10 protein-coding genes are annotated in these 12505 nt (G+C 71.2%); 4 read left to right on the top strand and 6 right to left on the bottom strand.

Features of this window, described 5'->3' with window-relative positions; translation table 11 throughout:
* On the top strand, positions 1-338 hold a 338-nt coding region (locus tag ITP53_RS48775), incomplete at its 5' end, for a tyrosine-type recombinase/integrase (RefSeq protein ID WP_195902305.1).
* 203 nt (positions 339-541) lie between these two features.
* On the opposite strand, the gene deoC is transcribed toward ITP53_RS48775, so the two are convergent.
* The 5 genes from deoC to ITP53_RS48750 all read right to left on the bottom strand — a co-directional run bounded on the left by deoC (position 542) and on the right by ITP53_RS48750 (position 6871).
* Entirely contained in the window at positions 542-1249 is a 708-nt protein-coding gene (gene deoC, locus ITP53_RS48770; RefSeq protein ID WP_195902304.1) for a deoxyribose-phosphate aldolase, read from the bottom strand.
* A complete protein-coding gene (locus ITP53_RS48765; RefSeq protein WP_207757502.1) occupies positions 1246-1992 on the bottom strand; it encodes a GntR family transcriptional regulator in 747 nt (248 codons plus the stop codon). Before ITP53_RS48765 ends, deoC begins: the two co-directional genes overlap by 4 nt.
* Positions 1993-2219: 227 nt before the next feature.
* Positions 2220-4493 (bottom strand): SulP family inorganic anion transporter, encoded by a 2274-nt coding sequence (locus ITP53_RS48760; RefSeq protein ID WP_195902302.1) that lies wholly within the window; start codon positions 4491-4493, stop codon positions 2220-2222.
* Positions 4494-4582: 89 nt separating this feature from the next.
* Positions 4583-6130 (bottom strand): hypothetical protein, encoded by a 1548-nt coding sequence (locus ITP53_RS48755; protein ID WP_195902301.1) that lies wholly within the window; start codon positions 6128-6130, stop codon positions 4583-4585.
* Positions 6131-6328: 198 nt separating this feature from the next.
* Complete coding sequence (locus ITP53_RS48750; protein ID WP_236052027.1) at positions 6329-6871, bottom strand: YbhB/YbcL family Raf kinase inhibitor-like protein; 543 nt, start codon at positions 6869-6871, stop codon at positions 6329-6331.
* 699 nt (positions 6872-7570) lie between these two features.
* On the opposite strand from ITP53_RS48750, the gene ITP53_RS48745 reads away from it, so the two are divergent.
* Together ITP53_RS48745 and ITP53_RS48740 are read left to right on the top strand one after the other, a co-directional pair.
* Positions 7571-8092, top strand: coding sequence for a PH domain-containing protein (locus tag ITP53_RS48745; RefSeq protein ID WP_328818254.1), 522 nt, complete (start codon positions 7571-7573; stop codon positions 8090-8092).
* Between the two features lie 221 nt (positions 8093-8313).
* The gene (locus ITP53_RS48740; RefSeq protein WP_195902299.1) at positions 8314-9777 is read left to right on the top strand and encodes a PH domain-containing protein; all 1464 of its coding nucleotides are present in this window, start codon (positions 8314-8316) and stop codon (positions 9775-9777) included.
* A 473-nt stretch (positions 9778-10250) separates the two neighbouring features.
* Here the strand turns inward: ITP53_RS48740 and ITP53_RS48735 are convergent, their stop codons facing one another.
* Positions 10251-11156: a prolipoprotein diacylglyceryl transferase gene (locus ITP53_RS48735; protein WP_195902298.1), complete on the bottom strand. Its 906-nt coding sequence runs from the start codon at positions 11154-11156 to the stop codon at positions 10251-10253.
* Between the two features lie 286 nt (positions 11157-11442).
* Between ITP53_RS48735 and ITP53_RS60765 the strand changes: the two genes are divergently transcribed.
* On the top strand, positions 11443-11805 hold the full coding sequence (locus ITP53_RS60765) for a hypothetical protein (RefSeq protein ID WP_195902297.1): 363 nt from the start codon (positions 11443-11445) through the stop codon (positions 11803-11805).
* Positions 11806-12505: the final 700 nt, after the last annotated feature.

The following is a 12505-nucleotide window of genomic DNA, read 5'->3' as shown; positions in this document are numbered from 1 at the left end:
GGCTGCTCCCACCCTCCCCGGCACCACCCGGATCAGGCTGCCCTCAGCTCCGCCTCCCTGCTGCGACAGGGTCAGCGGTGAAGGTCTTTCACCTCCACTCAACTCACAGCGCCTCACGGCGCACCCACGACCTCAGGCACTTCTACGCGTCGAGCCTCATCGCAGCCAACCTCAACCCGAAGGTCATCCAGTCTCGCCTAGGCCACGCCACGATCGCAGAGACCATGGACACCTACGGTCATCTCTTCCCTGATTCCGATGACCTTGGCCGAGGTGCGATCGAGAACATGTTCAACACTCTGGCTATCCCTCTTGGCTCCGGGCTGGCATCGCTATGACTCCGCCTCTGGCTCCGTCTCCGCTCCGCTATAGCTCCGTCTGAGGGCCTATCTGAGGTCTTCCGGTCGATAGGTTTCCCCAGGTCACGCCCCGACTTCGCACGAAGGAACAGAACCCGGCCTACAGGCCGGCTCGTCCCCCAACCCCTGCTGACCGGCGAGGCGCCCAGCGTTTTCGCGGTGGTGACCAACGCGGTCGCGTACTACGCACACGACCCCCGGATTCCCCGACCTGCGCGTCGGGCGGCCAGTTCGTCGAGCATGGCGGCGGTGGTCGTGGCGCCGAATCGGCTGGCCCCTGCTGCTGTCATCTCCAGCAGCACGTCCAGTGTGCGCACCCCGCCGGCGGCCTTGACCCGTACGCGGTCGGTGACGTTGGCTCGCATCAGTCTTACGTCTGCCAGAGTCGCGCCGGAGGGGGCGAAGCCGGTCGAGGTCTTGACGTAGCCGGCGCCGGCCTGTTCGCTCAGGCGGCAGGCCCTGATCTTCTCGGCGTCGGTCAGGTAGGCGTTCTCGAAGATGACCTTCACCACCGCCCCGGGCGCGGCCTCGACGACCGCCCTGATGTCGTCGAGCACGACATCGTCCTGGCCGCCGCGGAGCCGGCCGATGTTCAGCACCATGTCCAGCTCACGCGCGCCCTCCGACAGCGCGGCCCGCGCCTCGGCGGCCTTGACGCGTGCGGTGGCCGAGCCGTGCGGGAAGCCGACCACGGTGCCCACCAGCACGCCGGTCCCCGCCAGGCGCTCGACGGCCGCTTCGACATCTGCCGGTTTGACGCACACGGAGGCGACGGCGTACTCGGCGGCCAGATCACATCCGGCGAGTACGTCGTCCAGGGCCAGCTCCGGGCGCAGGAGGGAGTGGTCGATCATCTGGGCGACTTCGGCGACGGTGGGCAGGTTGCTCATGAGGGTAGGTCCTTTGCCGGTGGGGATTCGACGGTGAAGGCGACGTCGAGCGTGTAGCGGGCGGCGACGTAGCGGGAGTCGGTGAGCTCCAGGGGGTGGTCGTGCTGGTCGAGAATCAGGCGGTGCTCGACCAGCAGGGGCGCGCCCACAGGCACGGCCAGGGCCGCGGCCTCGCGCTCGTCCGCCACGGCCGCGCTGATCTTGGCGTGTCCCCGTGACGGGATCCGGCCGAGCCTGATCAGCTCGGCATGCAGCGAACCGTGGCGCAGATCGGAGTCGAGCAGGCCCTTCAGCGCCCCGGGAAACGCCGCCTGCTCCAGTGCCACGGGCACGTCGTCGGCGAGCCGGACCCGTTCGACGACCACCACCCGTCCACGCCTGGCCAGCCGCAGCCGATCGGCCTCCCGCGCGTCCGCCGCCCGCATGGTGGCCGACAGCAGGAGGGAGGAGGGGACCTGGCCGCGGCGTCGGGTCTCCTCGCTGAAGCGCACCAGGCTCTCGGCCCGCCGGCTGTCCGCCGGGACGGCCACGAACGAGCCACGACCCGGCCTGCGATGGACCAGCCCGTCGGCGACCAGGCGTTGCACGGCCGCGCGCGCGGTCATCCTGCTGACGGCGAACTCCTCGCTCAGCTCCGACTCGGACGGCAGCGCGTCGCCGGGCCGCGCCGCCGCCACCCGGGCGCGCAGCGCCTGCTCGATCACGTAGTAGCGGGGCGCGAAGTCCTCAGGTCGCTTGTCCACACACGCCACGATAGCACTATCTGTATATACAACTAGATGGCCGACCCCAGTACCCGTCCTGGCCTGGTTTCGTGTCACGCAGGCCGATGGGAGAGGGGCGGAGGCGTCCAGGCCTCCGCCCCTCCGGCCCCTGGGAGTCAGGACCGGCGTCACGAGATGCACCGGGAGCATCTCGCTGGCACCGTGACCCTAACCCCGCACGCGACGCCCGGTCTGTGGAGGATTACTCAGATCGGCCCGCCCACGCGGCCGGGATGGCCGGTCATTTCTTCGCCGGCGGTCACCCGCTGATCGAACCTCTTCACGGAGAGGGTGGGACGCAGCGGCGGGACCATGTGGACCCGCGCGGACCCGATGTCGAAGTACAGCCCCACCAGTTCCAGCTTGCCCGCCCTGATCTGCTCGTCGACCTTGCGGTAGGTGCGCAGGTTCTCCAACTGCTGCTGCACGTTCACCCGGCAGAGCACGTCCAGAGCACCGCTGTGCAGCCGGTCGCCCTCGGTCTCGATGAACGTGGCCAGGCTGTGGTTCCCGTGCCGCAGCCACCGCCTCAGCCCCGGCAGGCTGCCCGCCTGCACGCCTCCGCTGAGCACGCCCGCCATCGCGCCGCAGCCCGAATGGCCGCACACCGTGATCGTGTGCACCCCGAGCACCTGCGTGGCGTACTCGATCGCCGCCACCACCGAGTCGTCGTGCGGCTCGGTGCCCCTGCGCGGCACCAGATTGCCGATGTTGCGCACCGTGAACAGGTCGCCGGGGCCGCTGGCGGTGATCAAGCTGGGCACGATCCTGGAGTCCGCGCACGTGATGAACAGGTGTGACGGCTGCTGTTTGCGCGCCAGTTCGGTGAAAATGGGCTTCACGAGCGGTGCCGTACGGCGGTGGTACTCGCGCGCTCCCGCGGTGAGCTGGCACTCGGGCCGCGCCGCGGTGTCGGTGGGAAGCTCCACCTGGAGCGGGCGGCGCCGGTGCGCCCACGGCAGCCACCACCGGTCCGGCGCCTGGGGCGGCGACTTGACCGGGAACATGCGCACCCCGTTGGCCGCCAGCGCGTACCACTCGTCGTGCAGTTCGTCGATGTCGACCGTGCCGCCCATGCGCTCGTGGTGCAGCCGCCACGAGTGGATGGCCTCGAAGGCGCCGTTGTCCATGAAGTCGATGTTCAGGTCGAGGTCGACGGGGGTGCCCGCGGCGATCGTCCGCAGCTCGTGGGTCAGCCTGGGCACCCCCAGGAACGTCAGCGAGCCAGAGATCGTCACGTGCAGCCGGCCGTCGATTCCCTCGCGCTTCAGCACGGTCACCCAGGTCAGGCGGCGCAACGCCAGCAGCGCGGCCAGGGCCAGGCCGGCCAGCACCCCCTCGGCGAGCCCGAGCAGGATCACCGCCGCCATCGTCACCAGGTAGACGGGCACCTCGCCGTGGCCGTGCACCTTCCTGATGTGACCGAGGTTCACCATCTGCACGCCGATGAACACCAGCAACGCCGCCAGCGCCTCCAGCGGGATCAACCTGATGGACCACCCGAACCCGAGCGCGAACACCAGCACCCACACCCCGTGCAAGATCGTCGAGCAGCGAGTACGCCCGCCGGCCTGCACGTTCGCGGAGCTTCGTACGATGACCCCGGCCACGGGCAGGCCGCCCAGCGCGCCGGCCACCATGTTCGCGACGCCCTGGCCGGACAACTCCTGGTCGAGGTTGGCGCGGCGGCCGCCGTGCATGCCGTCGATCGCCACCGAGCACAGCAGGGACTCGCAGCCGGCCAGCAGCGCCACGAGCAGCACCGCCGCCACGACCAGATGCCAGTCGCCCTGCGGCAGCACCGGGAACGCCCACTCGGTGACGCTGTCCGACAGATCCACGCGCGTGACGTCCCAGTTGAACATCCACGCCGTGATCGCCGCCGCGAGCAGCGCGGCCAGCGGCGCCGGCACCGCCTTGACCTTCTTCGGCAGCCGCGTCCACAGCGCCAGCACCGAGATCGTCAGCAGGCCGACCGCGACCTTGTGGCCGTGCAGATCGGCGATCTGCCCGGGTAGTTCGATCAGGTTGGCGATGGCCGAGCGCTGGGAGCTGCCGCCCAGCACGACGTGGAGCTGGGAGAGCGCGATGATCACGCCGACGGCCGCCAGCATGCCGTGGATCACCGCCGGCGACACCGCGAGCGCCGCCCTGGCCGCCTTGAACACCCCCAGCACCAGCTGTACGGCTCCCGCCATCAGGGTGATCATGCACGTGGCGCGCCACCCGTACGTCTGCACCAGGTCCACCACCACGAGGGACAACCCGGCGGCTGGGCCGCTCACCTGCACGGCCGAGCCGCCCAGCGCGCCCGCGACGATCCCGCCGACCACGGCGGCGATCAGCCCGGCGGCCAGGGGAGCCCCTGAGGCCATCGCGATGCCCAGAGAGAGGGGCACCGCGACCAGGAAAACCACGAGAGAGGCCGGCACATCATGGCGGAGGGTGCTCAGCCAGCTACGCTGCGTGTCGCGGAACATGGAAGAAACCCTATTGCTCCGTCGACCCCGCTTTAGTGCTGCCCCACGCGGGTTTTACCCATTAATGGGGCCAATGATCAGCGATGTGATCAGCGGTAATAGTCGTGGGGGTAGTCCTGCTCCTGAGAGCGCCGGTGGTTGCCCGCGCCGTTGGCCTGCTCCTGGCCGCCGTACGCGGGCGCGGGCGCGGGCCAGCCTGCGCCCCCGGGCCCGCCCGCGGGCGGCTCCGGCCAGCCGGGGGCCGCGGGGCTCGAGGTGACGTCGCCCGTCTCGTACGCCATCGAGGACTGCGGTGCCGGGGCCGACAGGATGTCGTCGTAGCCACCGACCGCCCGGCCGGGCACGGTCGGCGTGCCGTGGGCCGGGGAAGGGCCGGTGAGCGGGCCGGTCAGTGGGCCCGTCAGCGGGTCTGAGTCGTCGGCCACCGCCCAGCCGGAGCGCACTTCGTACGAGCTGGGGAAGGAGGAGCGTGCGGCGGGCTCCTCGAAAGCCGGCCAGGAACTCCCCGAGGCATACGAGGGGGAGGAGGGCACCGGGTCGTCGAGGATGTCGGGCGAGGCGGCGGCGGCCCAGGAGCCGGACGTCGTCGCGGCGGGCTGGTTGGTCCAGGTGGTGTCGAGCGGGTCTGCCGCGCCGTTGTAGGCGGGGAACGGGTCGCTCGTCGGGGCGCCGTGGATCGGCGCGGGCGGCGCGGCGGGGAACGAGCCGCTGCTGTTCGGGCCGGTGGCCGGGAACGAGCCGCCGTTGGTGGTCGGGGCGGCGGCCGGGAAGGAGCCGCTGGACGTCGCGGGGAAGGAGCCGGTGCCGTTGGCCGGGGAGGCGGGGTAGCCGCCGCCCGCCGCGGGGAACGAGTTGCCGGAAGACAGCGGGTCGGGGCGCGGCGAGGGGACCGGCTGGGCGCCGGCGCCGAGGATGCTCATCACGTCGCCCGTCGGCGCCGCGAACGTCACGGTCCGCTGGTCGGCCAGCTCGGACTGGGCGGGGGCGCGCTTGGCGGGCTCGACCAGATCGGCGAGACCGGCCGCCGCGGCGGCCGGGACCGGGCGCTGCGGCAGCGGGGCCTGGACGGTGGTCGCGTTGGGATCGGCGGTCGCGGCCACGGGCTGCGGCTTGGCGCGGCGCTCCGACCGCCGCGTGGCGGGCCGTTCCTTCCTGCGCTCGGCGGGCTGCGCGGGTTGCTCGGGTCGCACGGGCTGCTCGGCGGGTCGCTCCGCCGGCCGCTCGGCGGCGGGCCGCTCGCGCTCCACGGGGCGGGAGGCGCCCTTCCTGGCCGCCACCGTGCCCCCGGCGCCGAAACCGCCCTCCTCCGCGTCACTGCGGATGTTGGCCCAGAACTCCTCGTCCTCGTCGTCCGAGGTCGGGTTACCCCACTCGTCGACGCCACGCTTGCCACGCTGACCGGTGCGCACCGGTTTGGGTGCCTTGGGCTGGTCAATCGGGGTGAAGTCTGGACTGAAATTGTTCATTCGCGGTTCGTGCGCGGCGAACTCATCGGTGGAACGAGCATGTCTCGTCTCCTCCTTCTCGGCCATCTCCTTCAGCCGTTCCGGAGGGAGAGAGCTCTCCCGGCGGTTCATGGAACGCATGCCCAGTGCCACGACGACAAGCACGAGGAGCACGACAGCGACCAAGCTCACGACGACCGGGATCATTGCACCACCCTCAAAGCCTTGGCCTCTCTTCGGCACCGGTGAGATCGCGCGGCCATCGACGCGACCTGCCCCCTTTGATCACCAGTACCTAACAATTGGATCTGATTGTGTCGGACCACTATGAGCGTTGTCACACCCTAAGTGAAGAATTGGTACACCGTACTACCTGCAGTGATCGGCCTCTCACTGGATGTTCACAGCGGTGAGGCGGCCACGGGCGATGGTCTTGTCCGCGATCTCCTTCAGGATCTCGGGGAGGGGGGCGCCCTCGCGGAGGTCGACCTTGCCGTTGAGCGTGTAGACGGTGAAGCGGTAGTTACCGCGGTCCTTGCATGGGGGCTCGTAGCCCTTCTTGCCACTGGTCACCGTCGCCTGCCCGGCTCCCTCTGGGGGGTCCTCGGCGGCGTTGGGGCCCAGCTCGGTCGTGGTGGCCGGGATGTTGTAGAGCACCCAGTGCACGGCCGATTCTGATGATGTATGGGAATCGACCACGATCGCGATCGACTTCGCCTGGGACAGCGGTTGACTCGACCAGCGCAGCGGCGGGCTGCCCTCGGTGCCCTCGCAGGAGTAATCGCGCGGCAGCGCTTTGCCCTCGCGCAACTCCGGGCTCGAGACGTTGATCTCCGCGATGTCCATGGCCTGGGATCTGCCGACGAGGCTGCCGCAACCCGACAACGCGAACGCGGCGGCCACCACCGTCACACCGACGGCGATGCGTCGCATCCGTGATGCCGTATTGCACAGCCCCATGCCGGACGATGCTACGCGGCTCCCGGCGGTGCGCAGACCGTTTCTCGATGGTCGGTGGCAGGTAAAGGATCCGAAACCATCCGGAATCGTGGCATCCGGGTAGTGAGCTTGGCCACATGCGTGGCCGCCGCCGGTCCGCGGACCCGAATCACGCCGTACCGGGGGACCCTTTCTGGCCTGGTGCTTAGCCGTGTGGGGACAGGCGGCGGGATCTCGTACGGTCTTCCGACAAATCGGACACCTTTTCGGTTGTGGGCCCCCGCGAAAATCAGGTGCGCCAGCTCGCCGCGAGATGTACGACGCACGGCCGCCCGCGCGGCCACTTCGGAGGGCCCGCTCGCGGGTCATCGGACGGCCGCCGTGGGCGGACGGGGCCGTGGATGCGGCCGGGGCCGTGAGGCGTTCGGGGTGTGAGGCGTACGGGGCCCTGGTGGACGGCGGCTGCCACGTTGCGTGAGGCGCTCGCGCTGCGGTGCGGTCCCGCGCTGGCCGGGCCTGGCTGGCACGAACGTGGCGCCGCCGACGTGGCCAAGCTCGACAGCCTGCGGCCGGCCGCCACCGAGCATCGCACCGTGGGTGAGCGGGCCGTCGGCAGACACGCCGGGGCGGCCGGCGGATCTTTGCCGTCCGCCGGCAGATCACCTTCCGGGTTTCGCGCCCTAAGCTGGCCTTGTGACGTCAACAGGCCCGCTGCGCGATCCGGCGAACCGCGTCTCGCCCAAGGCCGTCCGTCTGTGGCTGCTCGAGGCGCTGGTCGCGTTCGCGTTCTTCCTGGGCGGCTCGCTGCTGGTGTCGCGGTGGGTCGGCGGGAGCGGATGGGCGTGGGTGCCCGGCTGGTTCGCCGACAACTCCTGGTCGCTGCCGGTGGCCGTCGTGGTGGTGGTCCTGCCGTTCCTGGTGGCCGAGCCGTTCGTACGCTATGCCGTGCATCGCTGGGAGCTCTCAGGTGACGTCGTCTACGCCAGGTCGGGGTTCCTGACCAGGGAGTGGGTGTTCGTGCCCGTGAGCCGCATCCAGACGGTCGACAAGGGGCAAGGGTGGATGGAGCGGCTGCTCGGGCTGGCCACGCTCGAGATCCGTACCGCGTCCCATGCCGGCTCCTCGACGATCAAGGGCCTCGACTACCTGGTGGCGGCGCGGCTGGCGGAGGAGCTCGCGCACCGCGCGGAGGCACTCAGGGACGACGCGACATGATCCCTCCCCACCACGGCCCCTCCTCTCCGCACGGCGGCCCCTCCGGCGAGAGTGCCTCCCCGCACAGCGGCCCCTCTGATGGGAGCGCCCCTCCGCCAGGCGGTCCCTTTGATGGGAGTGCCCCTCCGCCGCCGCCCTTCCCTCCGTCCGGCGCCGGGCCTGGCGGGCCACCAGGAGGTCCTCCGCCGCCGGTCAGGGCGCCGCTGCGGCTGAGTCCGAAGGTGCTGCTCATCGATCCGGTACGCATGCTGCCCTCTCTCCTGCTGCCCCTCGTCGGCGTGCTGTTCGTGGGCGGTTTCTCGGCCAGGTCGTACGGCTGGGCGGCGGTCGGCGTGGTCGGCACCGTGGTGTTCGCGATCATCAGGTGGGCCACCTTCACGTACGAGATCGTCGGCGACCGGCTGGAGACCAAGCGATCCCTGATCAGCCGCTCGGTCCGGACCATCCCGCTGGAGCGCATCCGGGGCGTCGACGTGTCCACGCCGCCCATGCACCGGCTGCTCGGCCTGTCCGTACTCAAGATCGACACGGGGGCGAGCGGCGGCGACGAGGAGGCCGAGCTCGACGGGGTCACGCTGGAGGAGGCCGAACGCCTCAAGTCGCTGCTCCTGCACCGCGCCGCCCGCTCCCAGGCCCAGGCGCACGCGCCCGCCGCCGCCGCAGGGCCCTCCGAGCAGGAGCTCATCCGCGTGCCCCGCAGGTGGTTGCTGTACGGGCCGCTGTCCGGCGCGTACCTGCTCACGCCGTTCGCCCTGGTCGGCGGGGCCGTGGGGCTGGCGTTCCAGTGGGGGGACGAGCTGGGGTTCGGGCAGGACGCGGCCTGGAGCCTGGGGGAGTGGCTCTGGGCACATCCCTATCTGTTGCTGGCCGTGGCGGTGCTGCTGGTGGTGGCGATGCCGTTCCTGGGCGGACTGATGTACGCGGTCTTCAACTGGAACTTCCTGCTCAAACGCCGCGACGGCTACCTCGTGGCCGAACGGGGTCTGATCAACCGGCGCAGCGTGTCGCTGGAGTCCGGGCGGGTGCGTGGCTACGAGATCGTGGACGGCCTCGTCGAGCGATGGGCCAATGTCGTCCGCGTCTGGGCCATCGTGACCGGCCTCGGTGATTCACAGACGAGAGGGCAGTTGCTGCCCGACGTGCCACGTACGGTGGCCTTCCAGGTGGCTGCGAACGCGATCGGCCCCTACCGCGCCGACCTCCGCAGCCACCCGCCCGCGGCCCGCAACCGCCGCCTGTTCCGCGCCGTCTTCCCTTGGCTCGTGCTCGCCGGGGTGAGCGCTCTGGCGGCCTGGGCCACCGGTGCGTCACCGTGGTGGATCCTGGTGGTGGCGGCGCTGCTCCTGGCAGGTGTGGGCGTTCCGCTGGGGCTCGACAGATACGCGTCGCTGGGGCACGGCTACGACGGCGTACGGCTGGCCGTACGGTCGGGGTCGTTGCGGCGCTCCCACGCCGTCATCGAACGCCGGGCCGTGGTGGGGTGGCGGTTGCGGCAGACCTGGTTCCAGCGGCGCGCCGGGGTGCTGACGCTGATCGCCGGGGTCGGTGCCGGAAAGGGGGGCTACTCGGCGCTCGACGTCTCAGAGGCCCAGGCGGCGCAGTTCCCCGCCGAGGTAACCCCGGACTGGCTCGCCCCCTTCCTCCAACCACCCCCAGCCCACCCCCAGCCGTCCCCAACCGAGTGATCCATCCCCGTGCGGGCTGATCTCCTGTTGTTGTGAACCAGCGCCGCACGGGTGGCCTCGTATGGAGTTGGCCGTGCCCGTGTGGGTGGTTTCTTGTCGGGGTGAGCGGTGCTTGCGCGGGTTGTTCCCTTGCGGGGTGGGCCGTGCCCGTGTGGGTGGTTTCTCGTCGGGGTGAGCGGCGCCGGTGCCGGCTGTTCCCTTGCGGAGTGGCGTGGCTCGTCTTCCCGCGGTGTCTGCGGCGCCGCGCGGGCGGCCTCTTGCGGGCTGAGCGGTGCCCGCGCGGGCCTCCTGAGGGGTGGGCCACATCATATGGGTCGTCTTGTGTGAGGTGGGCCGCGCGGCTCGGGTTCTCTTTCTGCGGTACGAGCGGCGCGGCTCTGGTTTGTCTCCTGCCGGAGTGGGTTGTGCATGCCCGACGCGGCTGGACATGCACGTACGCCGTCGTGATGACTGAGTTCTGGTGGCTGGAGCGGTCAGTCCTGGCGGCGGGCGCCGAACATGATCTCGTCCCAGGTCGGGACCGAAGCCCGGCGGCCCCTTGAGCTCTTGCGTCCTTGGCGGGCCGGGGCAGGAGGCGGGGACGGCACCGGCACCGCCGGGTCCTCCTTGGCGTCGTCCTTGCCTGGCCGCGCCGCCGGAACCTTGGTCGCCGCAGGGACGGGCTTGGGCTTGGGCGCCGGCGGCTTGGCCTCCCGCACGGGCTGCTCCGGCTCCGACCGCTTCTTCTCCGGCTGCTCGGCCTCCGCCTGCTTCGTTTCGGGCTGCTCGGGCTCGGACCGCTTGGTCTCCCGCACGGGCTGCTCGGACTCGGAGGTCTTCGTCTCGGCCCGACCCGGCTCAGACCGCTTGGTCTCGGCCTGCCGAGGCTCCGACTGCTTCGTGCCGACTTGCGCGGGCTCGGACTGCTCAGCATCGGCCCGCTCAGCCACGGGCTGCTTCGTGCCAGTCTGCGTGGGCTCGGATGCCTTGGTTTCGGTCTGCTCGGCCTTGGTCTGCTTGGTGATGCTCTGGTCGGGTGCGGAGGCCTCTGCTACGACCTTGGCAGGCTCTGACGCCTCGGTGTCTCCGGGGGTGGCCGTCTTGACGTCCGCAGCCTTCGGAGCATCGGCAGGCGAACCGGCGTCCGCCTCGGTGGCCTCTGCCTTGGGCGTCTGCGCCTCAGTCGCATTCGGCGCCTGGGCCTGAGCTGCGCTGGCCGCCTGTGCCGAGACCGGTGCGTGAGCTTCGGCGTCCTTGGTCGCCTCGGCGATTGCGGCAGGGGTTTCCACCGCTGCGGGCGTCGCCTGCGCGGTTGCCACCGTCTCACGCTCGGTCGGCGCGGTCTCGGTCTGGGCGTGTGCGGGTGCCACGTTCCCGGTCTGGGCCTGTGGGGCTGCCACGGTCTCAGGCTGGGCCTGTGGGGTTGGCGCCGTCTCGGTCTGGGCGTGTGCGACTGCCGCGGTCGCGGTCTGGCTCTGCGCGGCCGGCGCGGTCTCGGTCTGGGCCCGTCGGGCTGCCACGGTTTCGGCCTGGGCGTGTGCCGGTGTCGCCGTTTCGGACTGGGCCTGCGCGGGAGCCGTCTGAGGCTTCGCATCCGGTGTTTCGGGCTCCGCGTTGGCCGCGGGCTGGGTGGCGGTCTCGGTCGTGACGTCCGCCGTCGGCCGCGGGGCGGTCGAGGGGCCGGACGTGTTCACGACGGAAGACTCAACGGCGGAGGGCGCCGTGGAGGTGGGCGCTGTCGAAGTGGGCGCGGTGGTGCTCGACTCAGCGCCGGGTGCCGTTGCGGTGGTGCTCGGTTCGGCGACCGCCTCGGCCGTGCCGGGTGACGCGGCTGCGGGCGCTGTTGGTGCCGGGCTTGCGGCCACGCTCGGCGCCGCGTCCCGCGTGGCGGCCGTTTCGGTGCCGGTCGCGACATCTGCGGGCGACGCCGCAACAGGCCGGGCAGCGGCCGGGCCGGACACGCCGGTCTCGCTCGGGCTGGGCGTGGCAGTCGGGGTCGGGCCGGATGTGGTGCTGGTGGATGTGGCTGGGTTGGTGGTGGTGGGTTGAGTGGCGGGGTTTGTGCTGAGGGTCGCTCGCGGAGTCGGCGGTGTCTTGGCGGCAGGTGTTGGCTCGGTGTCCGCTGGTGTGGAGGTGGCTGCCGCCCCGGCGGTTTCTGCCGCTTCTGGCGTCGCCGGCGGTGATTCGAGCCCTGCTGCCGGTGCTTCTGGCGCTGCTGCAGGCCCGGCGGCCGGTGATGGCTCGTAGGCGTGGGGCAGGCTCGTGGCAGGCTGCTCGCTTGCGGTGACCGGAGTGGCGGCAGGCTGCTCGGTCGCGGTAAGAGGGGTGGCGGCAGGTGGCGTCTGTGGCATGGGCCGTTCCTGCGGCTCGGGCCGTACCTGCTGCGTGGGCGCTTCTTGTGAGGGCCGTTCCTGCCGCGCGTGCTGTTCCTGTGGTTCGGGGCGGGTGTGCGGCGGCTCGTGCCACGCCTCCCGCTCCTGCGGTTCGGGGCGGGTGTGCGGTGTGGTGTCTCCGCCGGTCGTGTGGTCCTGGGCGGGTGGTCCGGGGTTCTGACGGGTGTCAGGGTGGGCAGGGGCGTAGAGGGACTCGTTGTCGCGGCCGGAGCTGAAGTCGGGCAGCCATGGCGAAGACCCGCCGCGGCGGGACGAGGTGTCGCCGGGGCGGGCATAGCCGGTCTCACGTGCCGGAGGCTCTTGGCGGAGCCCGGTCTCGCGGGACGGGGGCTCAGGTTCGCGGGGCGGGGCGGCGC

It is taken from the genome of Nonomuraea cypriaca, from assembly GCF_015645445.1.
GTDB classification, from domain to species: Bacteria; Actinomycetota; Actinomycetes; order Streptosporangiales; family Streptosporangiaceae; genus Nonomuraea; species Nonomuraea cypriaca.
This window is presented reverse-complemented; position numbering and strand designations above follow the sequence as displayed.